At 44.3% G+C, this 18,025-nt stretch carries 13 protein-coding genes and 2 pseudogenes; all 15 read right to left on the bottom strand.

The features are described from left to right. Positions 1-52: 52 nt before the first annotated feature. The 15 genes and pseudogenes from ASL14_RS20925 to ASL14_RS20855 all read right to left on the bottom strand — a co-directional run bounded on the left by ASL14_RS20925 (position 53) and on the right by ASL14_RS20855 (position 17,938). Complete coding sequence (locus ASL14_RS20925) at positions 53-988, bottom strand: DUF1177 domain-containing protein (protein ID WP_134913304.1); 936 nt, start codon at positions 986-988, stop codon at positions 53-55. Positions 989-1,002: 14 nt separating this feature from the next. Beyond that, a complete protein-coding gene (locus tag ASL14_RS20920; RefSeq protein WP_134914598.1) occupies positions 1,003-2,274 on the bottom strand; it encodes a M20 family metallopeptidase in 1,272 nt (423 codons plus the stop codon). Between the two features lie 134 nt (positions 2,275-2,408). Beyond that, positions 2,409-4,001: an ABC transporter substrate-binding protein gene (locus tag ASL14_RS20915; RefSeq protein WP_134913303.1), complete on the bottom strand. Its 1,593-nt coding sequence runs from the start codon at positions 3,999-4,001 to the stop codon at positions 2,409-2,411. A gap of 35 nt (positions 4,002-4,036) precedes the next feature. Further along, the gene (locus ASL14_RS20910) at positions 4,037-4,945 is read right to left on the bottom strand and encodes an ABC transporter permease (protein WP_134913302.1); all 909 of its coding nucleotides are present in this window, start codon (positions 4,943-4,945) and stop codon (positions 4,037-4,039) included. 33 nt (positions 4,946-4,978) lie between these two features. Next, positions 4,979-5,989, bottom strand: coding sequence for an ABC transporter permease (locus tag ASL14_RS20905; protein ID WP_189338192.1), 1,011 nt, complete (start codon positions 5,987-5,989; stop codon positions 4,979-4,981). A gap of 319 nt (positions 5,990-6,308) precedes the next feature. Then, entirely contained in the window at positions 6,309-7,490 is a 1,182-nt protein-coding gene (locus tag ASL14_RS20900) for an MFS transporter (protein WP_134913301.1), read from the bottom strand. A 108-nt stretch (positions 7,491-7,598) separates the two neighbouring features. Further along, a pseudogene (locus ASL14_RS29355) lies at positions 7,599-8,560 on the bottom strand (helix-turn-helix domain-containing protein). Between the two features lie 379 nt (positions 8,561-8,939). Further along, positions 8,940-10,394, bottom strand: coding sequence for a glycoside hydrolase family 1 protein (locus ASL14_RS20890; RefSeq protein ID WP_134913300.1), 1,455 nt, complete (start codon positions 10,392-10,394; stop codon positions 8,940-8,942). A gap of 31 nt (positions 10,395-10,425) precedes the next feature. Then, positions 10,426-12,339 (bottom strand): beta-glucoside-specific PTS transporter subunit IIABC, encoded by a 1,914-nt coding sequence (locus tag ASL14_RS20885; RefSeq protein WP_134913299.1) that lies wholly within the window; start codon positions 12,337-12,339, stop codon positions 10,426-10,428. A 204-nt stretch (positions 12,340-12,543) separates the two neighbouring features. Further along, positions 12,544-13,377: a BglG family transcription antiterminator LicT gene (licT, locus tag ASL14_RS20880; RefSeq protein WP_134913298.1), complete on the bottom strand. Its 834-nt coding sequence runs from the start codon at positions 13,375-13,377 to the stop codon at positions 12,544-12,546. A gap of 586 nt (positions 13,378-13,963) precedes the next feature. Next, positions 13,964-14,979, bottom strand: a pseudogene (moaA, locus tag ASL14_RS20875) (GTP 3',8-cyclase MoaA). A 37-nt stretch (positions 14,980-15,016) separates the two neighbouring features. Further along, a complete protein-coding gene (locus tag ASL14_RS20870) occupies positions 15,017-15,250 on the bottom strand; it encodes a MoaD/ThiS family protein (RefSeq protein ID WP_134913297.1) in 234 nt (77 codons plus the stop codon). Continuing rightward, complete coding sequence (locus ASL14_RS20865; RefSeq protein WP_134913296.1) at positions 15,243-15,686, bottom strand: molybdenum cofactor biosynthesis protein MoaE; 444 nt, start codon at positions 15,684-15,686, stop codon at positions 15,243-15,245. Before ASL14_RS20865 ends, ASL14_RS20870 begins: the two co-directional genes overlap by 8 nt. Before the next feature lie 85 nt (positions 15,687-15,771). After that, positions 15,772-16,791 (bottom strand): ThiF family adenylyltransferase, encoded by a 1,020-nt coding sequence (locus tag ASL14_RS20860; RefSeq protein ID WP_134913295.1) that lies wholly within the window; start codon positions 16,789-16,791, stop codon positions 15,772-15,774. Next, positions 16,784-17,938, bottom strand: coding sequence for a nitrate/nitrite transporter (locus tag ASL14_RS20855; protein ID WP_044647996.1), 1,155 nt, complete (start codon positions 17,936-17,938; stop codon positions 16,784-16,786). The genes ASL14_RS20860 and ASL14_RS20855 overlap by 8 nt, the downstream gene beginning before the upstream one ends. Positions 17,939-18,025: the final 87 nt, after the last annotated feature.

Raw genomic sequence — 18,025 nt, 5'->3', positions numbered from 1 at the left:
TTCCCCTCCTTGTCCATCATGAATCTTCACGTTTTTATCTAAAAGGACGAGCCTATTCGGACTGGCCCATCGTTTGCAGATGCTTCATGTCTCCGTACAGCTTGGTGATATGTTGAAATTCTTTTTTCGAATGAAAAGAGCATTGGCCGCGTCCATAGGCCTTGGCTGTTTCCACAGCCACTTTAGCAGCCAGCGAAATATCGCCTTCGTGGCTTGCACCCGTTGCACTGCCTGGTACGGGGGCGGCTGCGGTAATCGCTACACCCACAACCGGGGCCGAGGTTGCCACCGCTGGCTGCAAAATGCTGTTGATATGATACAGATCATTGCCGTAAGGTGTAATATCCTGCGTGGTCACAGCAAAAGTAACACACGGTTCGCCGGTTACGGTCTGCACAATATCAACAAGGTCTTCACTGATCCGCAACACGTAGCCCTCACGTACGGTAGGGGAAATAGCAATCCCTTTATGATTGATGACACGATTCCCTTTTGTAGTATCAATCGACAGAATAGCTTCCATCTCGGGAGTCACTTCATACTGGTTCATGGTCAAAATATCTACTGGCGAATCCATAAATGGAACCGGATCATGCGGCTGGGTAGGTGCATCCGGGCAAATGTGTGTACAGATAATCACGTCGCCGTCCAGCACATCACCTTTGGACTGCATAGACAAAAGCTTGGCTGCTGCTGAAATCGCTGCTGCCGCGCCATCACCATCAGATACAAATCCGATCATTTCCGGACGTGCTCCAAGTCCGCCAAGACGACCAATCACACCCAGGGTTGGGCAATCGCCACCGCGAATACGACCGTTTTTTCCAACAATAACAACTTTGATAAAATCCGTAGAGCCTTTCTGACCCTCAACGGTTGTGACGCTGATGTCCGCTTGACCCAGTTGTTCCAGATAAGCTTTTACTTCTGCCCCGCTAGCGGACGGGCTGTCCAAAAGATCATATACCTCGTAAACTTGTTTCATCATACGTCTAGCTCCCCTTAAGCTTCTGTTTTTGTTGTGTTCAGATATTTAAGCGCCGTCAAGGCGTATACTTTCGCGGATTGAAGGATCTGCCATACTGGAGCTCTTTCGTTGAAGTTGTGGATGGTTCCCAGGTCGGCAGGTCCATATTGCAATACCGGAATATTATATTTGCGGAATGCACGTGCGTCGCTGGTTGCCCATTGTAGTACGCCATAAGCTTCTTTACCGCTGACTTCAGCGATGGAATCCACAAGATCATGCACAATTGGTTCGGTTGGTGGGGTCCAGTTGGCATTACCGAAAAACCCGAACTGCTTGGGTTCAACGTGAATGTCTACACTAGCAAGTAATTCTTTCGCTCTAGCCAGTACATCCCGATGGTCTACACCAAAAGGAACACGAGAATCCACTTGTACCGTACAACGGTCAGCAACCACATTGACTTTGGTGCCTCCCTGAATCGTACCGATGTTCACTGTTACATGGTCAAAGGCTTGTCCATAAGCCGGGTTTTCCCGTTCGCTTACATAACGCTTGGAAATTTCAATGATCTCTTTGACTTCTTCCGGAATGTCCGGTTCGATGTCCCACAGTTGTTGCAGGGCTTCAATCCCTCTGGCCGCTTTCAAAATAGCACTTTCACCTGCGATCGGTTGCAGACTGCCATGACCCGGCGTACCTTCAACGGTAAACTCAAACCAGCAGCTTCCCTTTTGACCGATTGTCGGGTTTTGCGGGCCTGAAGGCTCTGCGATCACAGCAGCCGTTCCTTCAATCAGCTTTCTTTCCAGCACCCAAGGTACTCCAAGATGTCCCCCGGTTTCCTCGTCTGGAACTACAAGCAACGACAACGCACCTTCGAGCGGTACGCCCAATTTGGAGAACAGCACAACGGTAAATATTAATCCGCCCAGTCCTGCTTTCATGTCCGAAGCACCGCGGCCCAGGAGATAGCCATCCCGTACTTCACCACAAAACGGATCAAAATCCCAACGAGAACGATCCCCTGCCGGCACAACGTCTGTATGCCCACAGAAAATCAGTTTTTTTCCGTTCGCCGTTTCAGCGCCATAATCAGAAATGAGATTCCACATATTCGGCCCGGATTCATACACCGTTGTTTCTATACCTGCTTCTTTAAGATAGTCCATAATGAACTGACTAATTTCGCGTGAGTCACCTAGAGGATTTTCCGAAGGAAACTGAATCAATCGCGAGCATAGCTCAAGCAATTCGTCTTGCCGTTTATCTATTTCATTAAGAACTAACGTTTTCCAATCTGTCATTTCCATTCAGTCCCTTCACGTTTTCCATTTAGCCAACAAAATTTTTTACGATCCCTCGGGATCAGCTTCATACTTCAGGTGTAAAATGATAGCCTTCGGCTGTAAAAACCGAAGGCATAAGGTAAGATCACAACTTACTCTTTATTCAATGAATAGAATCGGATAACCTCATCTGGGTAGTAAACATATCCAGTGACGTCTTTGCTCATGCCAACAACCCGATTGTATTCATACAGGTACGCCCATGGCGAATCTTGATTTATAAGTTCTTGTGCTTTGCCATACAGCTCTTTACGTTTATTTTCATCTTGCTCTTTGCCTGCTTGCTCCCAAAGCTTATCCACTTCTGCATTAGCGTAATGCATATAATTCGAAGAACCGCCGCTGTACATCAGAAACCCGAGATGGTAACCAGGGTCGTTGACGAAAGAAGTCCATTTGGAAATGTATGCTGTCAGGTTGCCTTCTCGTTGCTGTTCAAGGAACTGTGCACGAGCAACATTGACAACATTCATCTTTACGCCAATCTTGGCAAGTTCAGCTTGAATCAATACAGCATCATCTGCCCAGTCCTGGAAGCCGGAACCCAGTGTCAGGTCAAAATTAAACCCATTAGGATAACCCGCTTCTGTAAGCAGTTGTTTTGCTTTGTCCAGGTCGTGCTTGTAGCTGTAGCCCGCATCGGTGTAGCCAGGCGTGTTACTCGCTACAGAACTCTTCATTTGCTTTGCTTGACCGTACATGACATCGTCGATTAATTGGTCGTAAGGAATGGCATAAGCAATCGCTTGACGCACTTTTGGATCATTAAAAGGTTTAACTTTGTTATTCATGGCGAAATACAGAATCCGGTTACTTGCATTGGATTGAACCTTCAAATCAGCGTTGGTTTCCAGCTTCGAAACGTCCTTTGCAGGAATCTCAATCGCCATGTCCACATCGCCTTTATCCAGCAGAAGTACACGGTTGGAAGCTTCCTTGGTAAACTTCATCGTTACTTTGCTCAGATTTGGCGCTCCTTGCCAGTAGCCGGCATTAGCATTAAAGACAGCTTCTGTCGCAGGGTCCCATTTTTCAAGCTTGAACGGACCTGAACCTGCCGCATGTGTTTTCAAATAGTCGCCGTCGCCATTTTCTTTGACAACCACATCATCCACAATGGAGAAGTTGTACAATGACAGGATTTGCAGAAACATATGATTGGGTTGGGACAATGTAATAACAACGGTGTGCTCATCCGGTGCTGTAGCGGTTTTAATGGAGCTCATACCATACAGAAAGCTACCGGAATCGGAATTTTTAAGCCGCTCAAAGGAATACAACACGGAATTGGCGGTCAGTGGATTGCCACTTTGGAATTTAACGTCTTTACGCAGATGCAATGTATAAGTCATGTTATCAGCGGAAACATCCCATTTTTCAGCCAGCATGCGCTTAATTGCTTCCGTATCTGCCACTTCGCCGCTATCAGTAGACTTTTTGCCATAGGTCACAAGCTGATCATAGAGCGCAAGCACAAGGGTGTCCGATGTAAGATCACTTGCCTCAGCAGGGTCCATGGTTGACCCTCCCTCCGAGTAAGCAAGTGTAATCGCCTTTGGTGGGGATGGGGCATCTGCTCCTTTCTCTCCAGGCGAAGCGGACGGGCTGTTGGCATTGCTTGCGCAGCCTGCCGTCCAAAGCAACGTAGACAAGACGACAATTAAAGAAAGACTTTTTTTCAACATGGCTTACGTTCTCCCCTTTAATGATCTATTTATTTTTATTTGCTAGAGCGCAGTCTAGGATCAAGAACATCCCGCAAACCGTCTCCAAGCAAATTGAAGCCCAATATAGCTGTCGCAATTCCAAGACCCGGGAAGGTTACAATCCACCACTCACCGGAAATTATATACGCTCGCCCTTCCGAAATCATTGCGCCCCATTCGGCAATCGGGGGTTTGACACCGAGTCCCAGGAAGCTGAGACTGGCAGAGGTCAGGATGGCGAAGCCCATTCCAAGCGTTGCATTCACAAGCAGTGGGGCAAGTGCATTAGGCAAAATGTGGCGAAACAAGATCGTTCCGTTCGTTACACCGATCGCCCGGCTGGCCTCAACAAACTCCTTTTCCCGGAGAGAGATGGTTTGTCCGTGAATCAGTCTGGCGAATTCGGGTATGCCTACAATTCCCACGGCGATGAGTGCGCTCATCAGTCCTGGCCCCATCGCTGCAGCGATCGCCATGGCGAGTACCAGCGACGGGAAAGCAAGCAGAATATCCATACAGCGCATAATAATGCTGCCCATTCGACCGCCATAGAAACCTGCGATTGCTCCAAGCGGTACGCCGATGATAAATGAGATCGACACGGCGATCATCCCTGTCCATATGCTGATTCTCGCTCCGTAAATAACACGGCTGAGAATGTCACGTCCGTAATTATCGGTCCCAAACCAATGTTCTGCACTTGGCGGCAGCAGCTTGTTCGCCGGGTCGGTTACGTAAGGGTCATGTGTAACGATCCAGGATGAGAGGATGGCAATGAGCGTCCACCCAACGATAAAAATGAATCCGATTAAAGCGAGCTTGTTGCCAAACAGCAATCGCCAAAAGGTTTTTCGTTTCGGTATAGCGGTTGCATTAGGCTGAGGTACAGCCGCTTTTGCCACCAAATCACTTGCAGTGCTCATCCGAGTACCTCCCCCTACTTTTGTGCTTCGTTATCATTCATACCGGATACGTGGATCAATCAATCCGTAAACCAGGTCGACTCCAAGATTGATAAAGCTGTAAATCAGCGCACTTACCAAGGTAAATGCTTGAATCGGCGCGTAATCAGCAGCTAAAATTGAATCCGTCACATAACTGCCTACGCCTGGCCAGGTAAAAATCGTTTCGGTAATAACCGCTCCACCAATCAGGTAACCGACCTGCAAACCAAGTACGGTAAGTGTGGGAATAAAAGCGTTAATGAGCGCGTGCTTGTAAATGACAATCCCTTCGCGCAGACCTTTGGCTCTGGCCGTGCGGACAAAATCCTGGCCGATGACTTCCAACATGCTGGAACGCATCATCCGCGCCACAATCGCCATAGTGCCTGTGCTTAGACAGACTGCTGGCAGGACCAAATGGGATAAACTGCTCTTTAAAGCTACAAAATCACCGGTCATCAGACTATCGAGTACATAAAGCCCCGTAACGTGCGTCGGCGGATTGATGTCACCGCTAATTCGGCCCATTGGCGCAGGAGCGATGCCCCATTTAGCATAAAAAATATAAATGAATAACAGTCCAATCCAAAAGATAGGCATACATGCACCGATTAAGGAAAACACACGTGAAATGTGGTCAACAATCGATTCTTTTCGAGTTGCCGCCAAAATGCCAATCGGGATTGCCACCAGGATTGCAATAATCAAGCTTGCCAGCGCCAACTCGATGGTTGCCGGAAACCGGGTAGCAAAGTCGCTTGCCACTGACTGTCCGGTGTGATAAGCCTGACCCAGATCACCTTGGAACAATCCAACTACATAATGAAAGAATTGAATGTACTTCGGCTGATCTAGTCCCATGCTGCTGCGAATATTTTCAATCGTCTCAGGTGTAGCCTGTTCCCCCGCAAGCATCACGGCAGGATCACCCGGAAGCACTCTCGAGATCATGAATGTAATGACGACAATACCAAGCAGTGCCGGAATCATTTGAATCAATCTACGTAGTGTGTAAACGGCCACGGCCTGTCCCCCCTTATCCGTAATCCCTGCTTATTTGTCACCTTTCTTTTCATCACTTGTTATTTTGATTAATTGTACTAAGGAACAGGAGCGGGTACCACGTCCTGAATAACTAAAAATAATGACGAATTTTGTCGTTCGCGCACTAAACTAACACATAAAGTTATTTTAATGTAGTGTATTAATGAAAGAATCAAAAAAATATGACAACACAACCGTACCGCATTGTTGCTTTGCCAGATTACTATATATAGAAAGCACAAAGATCCTTCATCCAACAGGACAAAGGATCTTTATCAATTTATTTTTCCCTTCTTAGTCAATCTCCTGCCCCTTTTCTTTTTCTTACCCCCAACATAATGATAGCCATAACAGCTACCAGAACCGCTATAAGAGCAAAGGGAATATATTTGTCCTCCCGATACAGAGTCGTTGTCAAAATAGGAGCAATAATCGCAGAAATGCCCTGGACAGCAGCCACCAAACCAGCGGCTCCCCCTTGCTGTTCTTTACTGACAGAAAGAGAAGCACCGGCCATAAATCCAGGCATTAGTAAGCCCGTACCTATACCAAACATAAAGAACGCTAAATTGTAGACTACCAAGCTGGTTGAAATGAGGAATAACAGCATCCCGGCAATAAGGAACAGAGAACCGAGCAAAATCATCGGCTTGGGTTGCCATTTAAGCCATTTCATCTGAACGATCTGTACGATCAGCATGGCTGCCCCAGAAAACATGAGCCCAAAGGAAACTACTCTTGCTGTTTCTTCGGATGAAAGGCCTAATTGATCTTGAAAATAAAATCCGCCTATAACCTGGATGGTCACAATACTAATCATCGTAACCAAACCTACAAACAAATACATTCGTAGACCTGGTTGAAAAGGGTTAATCCGGGCTGGCTTTTGCTGAATAACGGGTTTTGCAGACGGAATTGCCAGCAGGGCCACTACAAATGCTACAGCAGCAATCACGATTCCAAAATACAGGGGCCACAGCAGGCCTATTAAAGTAAAGGCACCTGCAATAGCGGGTCCAAATACCAGTCCAAGCCCATTGGCCGCGCTAATAATAGCCATCCCACTGCCCCGATCTTCTCCCTCCGTCACATCTCCCATATAGGCTTGGGAAGATGACAATACCGCCGGGATAAACCCGCCTATCAAACCGCGTGTAACAATCAGCAGGACTAACAACAGCCCCCCGCTGAGCCATCCATTCAATCCTCCAAAAAGAGTAAGCGTAAACAGCAAGCAACTTATACACATCCCTATGAACCCAATCAGGATTACAGGTTTGCGTCCTTTTGCATCACTCAGATTTCCCCATACTGGAGCCATTAAGGCCATGGTAATAGAACCCAGCGATATGATTAACCCAGAATGGCTTTCTCTTAACCCCAACTCACGAATAAGGGGCGGCATAATTGGAGCAATGAGCATGAGCCCTAGCATAGCCACAAATACGCTAAAAAAGATGCTCCCTTTTATTCTATTCATCCTCGTACACTCCTCTGTTATAGATTCTCTCTATGCAAAAGTATACGAGTCATAGCAAAACCCTACTGCCTATATACGGATTATTCTACGGTTAAACGGATTTTTAATTTAAAATACTTTCTTTAAGGATGATGGCTTCACTCCGTATTCTCGGAAAAATTGCTCTGAAAATGCACTCACATTACTGTATCCTACAGCCATCGCTGCTTCTGTCACATTACTTTCTTGACTTCGTAGCAACTTCATCGCATAATCCAGACGAATTTGACGCAAATATTCAAATACAGTAGTTCCAAAACAAGCCTTGAACCCCTTTTTTAATTTAAAGTCGTTTAGGCCAACTTTTTTGGATAATGCGATTAGTGAGGGAGGATCAATCATGCTGGATTCAAGGATTTGCCGAGCCATATGCAGCTTTCTGACATCTTCTTTAGACAAACCTTCGGGCATGGGTGTTAAATCAAATAATTGAATCATAAACCTATTCAAAATCTCTAATGCAGCTGCTTCCATTAATAAAGGCGATCTATGCACACTTTTCAAGTCTTTTATCAGATGCTCAATCATCACTATACTTCTGTGATCCAGTTCAAAACTAAAGTGATGGAATGCAGCTCCCTTAAGAATTTGATTAAATTCAATAGCTACCTGCCGACGAGCCGCTAACTGTGAAGCCGCATAATTAAACAACGAAACAGGAATACCAAGTGCAAATGATTTGTATTGTTCATTAACCGGAGGATGGAAAAGCGCTTTAAAATCCTGTAAAAAAATAAGTGCCCCTGCCCCATCGGGAGTGTATAATCCAGACCAGCCACATTCACATGACGTTGACCGGAAAGCGCAAATTGAAGCTCAATCATTTGTCCTCTGGAAGCAAAGTTGGTCGGGTACGGCTCGTGATATTGAAGGTGCGAATACACAATTTCAATTCCGCTGTAAGTTGTAACTCTGTAGATATGTCCATGGCCCGCTTCCGGTAAAATCATATACGTATGCTCGTTCTGTTGTCTGAACGGAGTTTTTTCCAAATAATGCTGATATATTAATGATAACGAATTTGAATTCACACGCTTCCACCTCAAATGTTTTCATTCATCCTGATCCTCTAAATGAGAATCGTTATCAATAATATTAGCTGAATTTGAACTATTTGACCAGACTTATTGGAATAAGCTGTGGAGATATTCGGGGATCCATGAGGGGATTGACTAAAATTCATTGCGGATAGCCTGGCAGAATGGGCACACATACATAGCGTTATAAGCATCATATCTCGTACGAATACAATCGTGACTAATGGTTTTATCTCCTTAAAAAAACGGAAATAGATTGTTTTCATTTCAGAGAAATTAAACAGCGCATACCAAATTAAGATCGGCACGCGCTGCTTTATCTTTTTTAGATTCGTTTTAGGTTCTACTCCACTCGCAAATCAGGCACAAAGATTTAATCCAACTGCTCTCCATTCGTTTCTATCACATTCTTATACCAATAAAAGCTCTTCTTTCTGGATCTGGCAAGTGTCCCTTTGCCTTCATTATCCTTATCGACGTATATAAACCCATAACGCTTTTTCATTTCACCGGTTCCCGCACTTACCAGATCAATACACCCCCAAGGCGTATACCCTATTAAGTCTACTCCATCAGCAATCGCTTCTTTCATTTGCTCAATGTGTTGCTTTAGATAATCAATTCGATAATCATCGTGAATGGAGCCGTCTTCTTCCACTGTATCTACGGCGCCAAGGCCATTTTCAACAACCATTAACGGGATTTCATATCGGTTATAAATGTTATTGAGGGACCATCTTAATCCCTGTGGATCGATCTGCCAGTCCCAAGCACTTGCTTTCAAATGAGGATTCTTTAATCCCATGGATAAATTCCCTCCCACCTTCTCCTGGTTGGGATCGGCACTGACACAAGTAGATGAATAATAACTGAAGGTATAGAAATCCACACAGCCTTCCTTAAGGATATTCTCATCATTTTCTTGCATGGCGATATCAATATTATTTTCTTTAAAATATCGCTTGGCAAATCCGGGATAGGCTCCTCTTACTTGAACATCTGAACACAGGAAGTTGCTCAAGTTATCCTTTTGTTGGGCCAGCAGTAAATCATCAGGATGACATGTAAGTGGATACGAACACATATAAGCAATCATACAGCCGATTTTAAAGTCCTTGTTGATTTCATGCCCCAGCTTTACTGCCTTTGCGCTGGCAATAAATTGATGGTGCAAAGCTTGATACAGAACCTGCTCATCCTTCACTGTAGCATGGGCAAGCTCTCCATTCCCCTCCGGCATCATGGCTCCAGCCATGAACGCACCAAAAGACAAGGTTAAAATATTGATTTCATTAAAGGTCAACCAGTATTTTACGACATCTTGATATCTGTTAAAAAGCACTTCACAATATCTCACATAAAAATCTACCACTCTGCGGTCAGACCAGCCATTATATTTTTGAGTTAGATTAAACGGCGCTTCGTAATGTGAGATCGTAACCAAAGGCTCGATATTATACTTTTTCAATTCTGCAAATACACGATCATAGAACTGTAAGCCTTGCTCATTCGGCTCTGCATCATCTCCGTTAGGAAATATTCTTGACCAGGCAATGGACATTCTAAAGACCTTGAAACCCATTTCTGCAAATAATCGGATATCCTCTTTATAGTGATGGAAGAAATCAATAGCCTCGTGACTTGGATAGTTCATTCCTGCTTCCAATACAGGTGTAATTCTTCGGGAAGTCGTATGTGTCCCAGCTGTAATTACATCGGCGGTGCTCAATCCCTTACCGTCTTCGTTATATCCACCTTCAAATTGGTTAGCAGCCGTAGCCCCTCCCCATAAAAATCCTTGTGGAAATTCCTTAGTTATATTTTTCATTGTTCAGTTCCTCCTCAACATTTAATTAGGATTAGACTACAACCGTCAATAAATCCTCTTGAAAATCAATCGACTTCTTCTCTGTTTCAATAACATCCAGGTAATTCGCAGTATTAGCCACGATAACAGGTGTGGTCAGAACAAAACCTGCCTCTTTGATAGCTTCCATATCAAACTCCATGAGCAGCTGACCTTTTTTAACAGCATCCCCCTGTTTTACTTTAGGATAAAAATGTTTGCCTTTTAATTTGACTGTATCCTTGCCTACATGGATGAGGACTTCAACACCGTGATCACTTGTAATTCCGATCGCATGACCTGACGAAAATAATGATGTTAATACGCCGTCTACAGGTGAAACGACCTTGCCTTCGGAAGGCTCAATGGCAATCCCTTTACCCAGAGCACCTGTCGAAAAGGCTTCGTCTGTTACTTCAGATAAAGGCTTCACTTCGCCTTTTAATGGACTCATCACAGTCTCTTGTTTGACTAAAATTTCTCCTTTAGCTCCTCCTGTTGTGCTGTCTTCCTTATTCGCTTCTTTCACTTCATCATCTTTAAATCCGCTAAAGAACATAAGCAAGAATCCTAATACAAAGCTTACCAAGATTCCAATAATAGCTCCATAAAATCCGCTGTCTATTCCTGCCGGGCTGATATAGCTCGGAATGGCGAAAACACCCAATCCACCGAGGATATACCCTTTCGTTCCCATCATTCCTATAATGCCGCCGCCTACTGCAGCCGCTATACAGCTTAAAATAAATGGTTTCTTGCGTGGTAATGTAATCCCGTAAATCGCTGGTTCTGTAACACCAAAAATCCCCGAGATGACAGCTGGAATGGAAAGTGATCTCAGCTTTGCATTTTTGGTTTTAAACAAAATTGCCAGCACGACACCCGTCTGAGCAAAGGAAGCTCCAAGCGTCGCAGCAAGGATCGGGTCGAATTTGAGCACTGCCAAATTGTTAAGTGCGATCGGAACAAGTCCCCAATGTAATCCAAAGATAACAAACACTTGCCAGAAAGCACCCATGAGTATACCTTCAATAATTGGACTTAAGTTATACACAAAGAGAGTGCCTGCGCCAAGCAGCTGACCAGCCCAAGTTGAGAGAGGTCCAATTGCGATCAGTGCTAACGGAACAATAACTAACAAGGTGAAAAACGGAACCAAAAATGTTCTCACTACGCTAGGGATGACCTTTTTAAAGAAGTTTTCTATTTTTGAGCCTACATAGGTGGATATGATAATCGGAAGAACGGTTGACGCATAGCTCATCAGAATGACCGGAATACCCAAAAATGTTATATACACAGGCGATTCAAATATGGTTCCGCTAAATAAAGTGTACAGCGGTTTGCCCGAGGCTGTTATCGTGCTAAATGTCGGATAAACAAGAGATGCCCCTATGGCCATACCTATAAAAATGTTGGCATTGAACTTTTTGGCCGACGTATACCCCAGGAAAATAGGAAAGAAGTAGAACAAACAATCACCTAAAGCATTGAGAATTTGATAGGTACCTGATGTTGTGGTAAGCAAGCCCAAAGCTACAAATAAGGCAGTGAAGCCCTTAATCATACCCGTGGCACTCAGGACACCAAGCGTTGGTGTAAATACACCTGAAATCGTATCAATGAATCTATTGAACAAACTCATTTTTTCATCTGATGCTTCTTCTGAAGACGCTTCCTGGAAACCGCCTACAGCAGTAACTTCAGCGTAAACCTCCGGTACATGGTTACCTATAACAACCTGGTATTGCCCACCACTTTTTACTACTGTAACAACACCATCCATGTTTTTCAAAACCTCTGTATTGGCCTTGCTTTCATCTTTTAGTTTGAAACGCAAACGTGTTACACAATGAGTTAGACTATTCACATTTTCTTTGCCGCCGACATTTTTGATAATGTCTTTTGCTAATGTCTCATACTTCATCGTAACTTCCCCTTTATTTGTAGTTGGCATTTTGTATCCATCTCGAGAGCGTTTCAGCAATATTATAGACTGCCTATATATTGTGCCTTCGAGGGAATTGAACTATTCAAAATAATGGTATTTATAAAAAAGGCAAAACCAAAATAGATCAAATTCGATCTAGGTTGGTTTCGCCTGCATTACCAGTAACAATCCAAGAGTTATTCAATTTTGTCTTTGGGTCACACGCTGAATATGAATCGTTATATACAGCTTTTCCTCATCTGACAATACCATATCCAAGTATTTCTCAATCTTCAGCATGCAGCCATAGGCCTTTTTGTACTTTGCTTTCACTTGCCTCCACAAAAAGTCGTCTTCCAGTTCTACTTTTTCTTTTTTATTTAATCGCTGAAAAAAGAATCTTAAATGTGTAATAAATCGCTCATAACTGATTGAGTGTTCATCTATGGTGTTATTATAAGAGTATTTAATAATATTTAAGATATCCTGTATTTTTTGAGTTTGCTGTGCAACATCTGCTACCTTATTGTAGGAGCTGTTTACTTGAGCATTTATTAAATGAAGGGCTATATTGCCTGCTTCATCTTCCGACAAGCGTTTGCCTGTTTCGTCTTCAATGAACTCCAGTGCTTTTAATCCAACCCCAAATTCTTTGGGATAAAATTTTTTGATCTCCCAAATTAATGGATTTGTATTTTTAAACCCTTCATCAAACATTTTAAATGCATTGTTCATGTGATCCGTAAGTGAAACATATATATAATCGCTCAATTGTGCTTCTAATATGCTTTTTCCATATTCAATGATGTCATAGCATAACGAAACATATTCTGATGGAACATCCTCTAACAATAACTTGAATTTTTCTGAAGCATCTTTATGTTTAAGCACAAAGACCTTTTCAATTAGATGCTCTTCTACTTGTTCGCCCGCACTCTTTTTGAATGCAATACCACGACCCATAACAACAAATTCATCTCTTTTTTGATCTTTGGCTATTATGGCGTTGTTATTAAATATCTTCGTTATGATCATCTAACTGCCCCCCTTATCCCATCAAATTTAAAAAAGGATTTAGATGCTGGGCGAAATTTCAGATAGGTCACAAGACGGTAATAGCCGATCAAACCTTCGTCGTAAATCAAATTCAAATATATTGATTTACAATTTCGTGTTATGAAAACGCATTCATAACAAGAGACAAAGCCTTACGTTTTCCCTGAATGATCTTGAGTGCTCCCAAACCGATCTGATATTCCGTTTTGAAAATGAATATAGTCGGTTAACCACGTCCTATGACATCATTTTTCGGATGTCGATTCGTTGGTCGACGTCATCATCTTTGTTGTTCAGCACTTGTAAGGCTTTATATCACTCACCTTTCTGCGTTATGGCTGGGCCAGATATTCATATCATGCAGGATATCGTAAAGCTTGTATTCTAAAAAGAAAAGGCAAAACCCAACACATGGAAATCTAATTCCATGCCTCGGGTTTTGCCTTTTCAGTAACAATCCCAAGATCATAATAACATCGTTTTTAAGTTTTGCCAACAAAAATGTTTGCGCTTTCTTTTTTGGAGCAACCACATCAAATACAGCACACTCTCATGGTATAAAATGTCAGCCGCCAATGTAGGACATGCTAATCTTTTTTTTGTTTTTTGCCGTCTGTTCATTACGTTCATCGGAATATCGGTCTGTGCGTTGTTCCCATACTGAAGTAATCACATCGAGTAATTCCTGGTCATTCGCTCCATTACGAAGCAGCTGGCGTAAATCAAATCCTCCTGAAGCAAACAAACATGTATAAAACTTGCCATCGCACGATAAGCGGGCACGTGTGCAAGACGAACAAAACGATTCAGAAACCGAAGTAATAAAACCAATCTGTGCATCGCTGTCTTTATAACGGTAACGCTTTGCCACTTCTCCAAAGTAATCCCGATCCATCGGCTCCAGCTCGTACGCATTCTTAAGTCGTTCAACGATTTCTTTTTTGGTTAGTACCTTTTTGAAGCTCCATCCGTTGTCATTACCTACATCCATAAACTCGATAAAGCGAAGGGTTATTCCCTGCTCCTTTAAATAAGCGGCCATCGGCAAAATCTCCGAGTCATTAACGCCTTTTTGAACTACCATATTGACCTTGATTTCAAAGCCGATTTCTCTTGCATATTCGATCTGCTTCAAAATAACATCAGGCTTAATCCCCGCCCATTCAACCGCCCAAACAGCTCGGGGTCCAGAGCGTCCAGACTGACGTTAAGCCGTCGTAGCCCCGCGTCATAGAGGGGCTTAGCCTGCTGTCCTAGCAGCACACCGTTGGTGGTCAAGCCGACATCTTCCACTCCGTCAATGGACAGGATTTGGGAGACCAGGTCAGGTAGATTCCTGCGCATTAATGGTTCGCCGCCCGTGAGTCGGATCTTTTTTACACCCAGGGATACAAAGAGCTTCGTCAGCCGGTGAATCTCTTCAAACGACAGACATTCATTTTGGGGAAGAAAGGCGTAATCGTCACCGAAAATTTCTTTGGGCATGCAATAGGAACAGCGAAAATTGCAGCGGTCCGTAACCGATATACGCAGGTCACGAATCGGTCGCTGCAACTTGTCTTTCAGTGGATGAAAATTCATACGCCCCCTCCTTTCTAGTTGTTTAGCATCATTATCATTAGCCGCCGCTGACTGGGGGAATGAAGGCTGCAATGTCTCCATCCTGTAATACATCCGTAGACAACGCATACTCCTCGTTTATCGCAATTCGCACAGACTTGATCGGCATATCTGGATATTGATCTGTTATCCAATTGGATAAATCGCCTACCGTTTGGCCCGCCAAATCTGCCCATTCTTCTGTTTTCCCCGTCACCTCACGGAGTCCCGCAAAGTAGTACAGCTTAATCATGACTGATCTCCCCCGGCTTTTTCTTTTGATCTCCGACCCACTGCGTTCCATCTTCCCAAATCTCTCGTTTCCAAATAGGAACTATTTCTTTGATTCGTTCGATCGCGTATTCATTCGCCTCATAGGCATCCGAACGGTGAGGTGAAGAAACGGCAATGACAACGGCGATATCACCGATTTGAAGCTCGCCAATGCGGTGCGCGATTGCTACTCGTGTCCCTTCCCATTTCTGTTCGATTTCGCAACCAATCTCTGTGAGTTTTTTTTGGGCCATAGGGACATAGGCCTCATAAGCAAGGTATAAGGTCCGTACGCCTTGAGTCCATTCTCGTACGTGCCCTGTAAAAACAGTCACCGCTCCTGCTTCCGGCCTTAGGACATAATCCGCATAAGCCTGCGGGATAATGGGCTCCGTCACGATTTCAAATACACTCATCTTATCCACCTTCCAGCCACCGGACAAGCTACTTTCCGGTGACAGACTCTTATAAATATTTCTGCTTTTTGTATCTACATCTCATTTAACCGAACAGCTGATGATATAGTTTTTGACCGTTGGCAACACTTCGTACACCGTGTATGAGAAGCCTTCCGTTTTTGAATAAAATCATTCGATGCTTAAAAGCATAAAATTCAACGAAATAAGGAGTTCTTTTTACGCTATCTGCTATAAGCCTGCCCATTTTCTCTGCATCATCGAGCGTGATCGGACGATGGGGGTCTGGAAGAACCTGTACCACATCCCGTCCGCACAGAGCAGCATACGCCGAGCGACGTGATGCCGTCAGTGCAGGAAACGTAGGATATTCTCCACAGGTTGGACAATCTTGGTTACGGATGCGGGAAATCCCTATGTCCATCTGCGTGTTCTCCCATAGATCAAATAGATGAACCTTGCGGCGCATCTTATCATGTCTGCCGCTCAGCCACTTCATGGCTTCTGCACATTGGAGGGCGGCTGTCACCTGGACTGCAGGCGAGATGATTCCAGCCGTATCGCAGGTCTGATTGATCGCAGGCAACGATGGCAGAAGGCAGCGTAAACAAGCAGACTCGCCCGGCACGAATGGAAAAACAACGCCTGTGCTTCCAACACAGGCTCCGTAAATCCATGGAATTCCTGCCTTCAGTGCAGCATCGTTGATAAGCAGACGAGTTTCGAAATTGTCCGTAGCATCCATCAGCAATATACTTTTGCTGGCAAGTTCTTGAACAAGCTCGGCATCCAAATTATCGAGATATGTGTACAACCGCACGTCTTCTCGTATGGCTTTCAGCCTTTTTTCGGCTGCCATGACCTTAGGCTGCATTTCCGCGGCGTCCTGCTCCGTAAACAGCTGCTGACGTTGCAGATTCGACATCTCTACATAATCCCTGTCGACAAGATGAAGCTCCCCAACGCCCGCTCTTACCAATGTTTCGGCAATGGCGGAACCCAGTGCCCCGCAACCAATAATGGTGACGACAGCAGCGGATAGATTACGCTGCCCTTCGCCACCAATAGGTCTAAATAAGATTTGTCTGGAATAACGCTCATTCATTAGATTGTGTCCCTTGATAATACAGCCATATGACGAGGATCAGGCTAGCCAGCGCCACTTGGGAGAGTAGCATGAATCCAATGGAATAATGGCCAGTAACGGCATGAATCGTCGACAACAAGATCGGAGGGAAAAAGCCACCGAGACCGCCCATCATGGATACAATTCCGTTAACTATACCTGCTTGTTTATTAAAATAAAATGGAACTAGCTTGAAAATGACGCCGTTCCCCACTCCAGCACATACAGCGATCGCCAAGCAGCCTACTGCATAAAGGGTGATCCCTGGTGAAAAAGCCAAAAGAATCGCAGCGACCGTATAAACAGAGAACGTGCCTACCAGCAGGAACAGAGGCTGAAACCGATCCGCCAGCCAGCCACCGATGGGACGGAAGAAAGTAGCAATCGCAATGAAGCCTGCTGTACGCATCCCTGCATCCACTTTGGTCAGTTCAAAATTTGATACCAGGAAATTCGGCAAGTACACCGTGAACGCTACAAATGAGCCAAATGTAATAAAATAAAAGAGTGAGAAAAACCAAAGCTTCTCATTTTTGTAAACTCCTTTAATCTGTTCCATAATGGGCGTCTTTACTTTAGCTTCATGACGGTCCCCTAAGAGAAAATTCAAAACGATAAAAACAAGCAGCAGAATGAGATACAGCTTCACTGTAGGGGCCCAGCCAATTTGGGTAGCCACAATAGGGGCCGAGAAGGTAGTGATGGCTGTTCCCAAATTTCCTATACCATACATCCCATTTACAAACCCATGCTTTTCCTTTGGGTAATACTTCGGCAGCGAAGTCACCCCAACCGAGAACACAGCTCCTCCAATCCCAAGGAACAAGCCACCGATAATTAAATCCATCATCGTAGAAGCTTCACTGATATAGTAGACGGGAAACAAAAGCAAAATAAAGCTAACGAGAAAAACGATTCTTGCTCCGAAGATGTTGGCATAATAACCAAGCGGAATGCGCAGAATCGAACCAAGTACGACCGGAATCGCCGTGACCATGGCCAATTTTCCGGGTGGAATAGCAATATCCTCCGTAATGAACGGCATAAGCGAAGAAATGATAACCCATACCATGAATCCAAGAATCAAGTTCAATGTTTGTAACGGCAACTGCATTTTTCTAATCATTTAACTCACCTTTTCAACGTTTTTTCTGTCGAATTATTGTTTTGAATTTTCTGTCCCCATTGTAGCCGCTAGCCGATCTGTTCGAAT

Source organism: Paenibacillus sp. IHB B 3084 (genome assembly GCF_001447315.1).
Classification (GTDB): Bacteria; Bacillota; Bacilli; order Paenibacillales; family Paenibacillaceae; genus Paenibacillus.
This window is presented reverse-complemented; position numbering and strand designations above follow the sequence as displayed.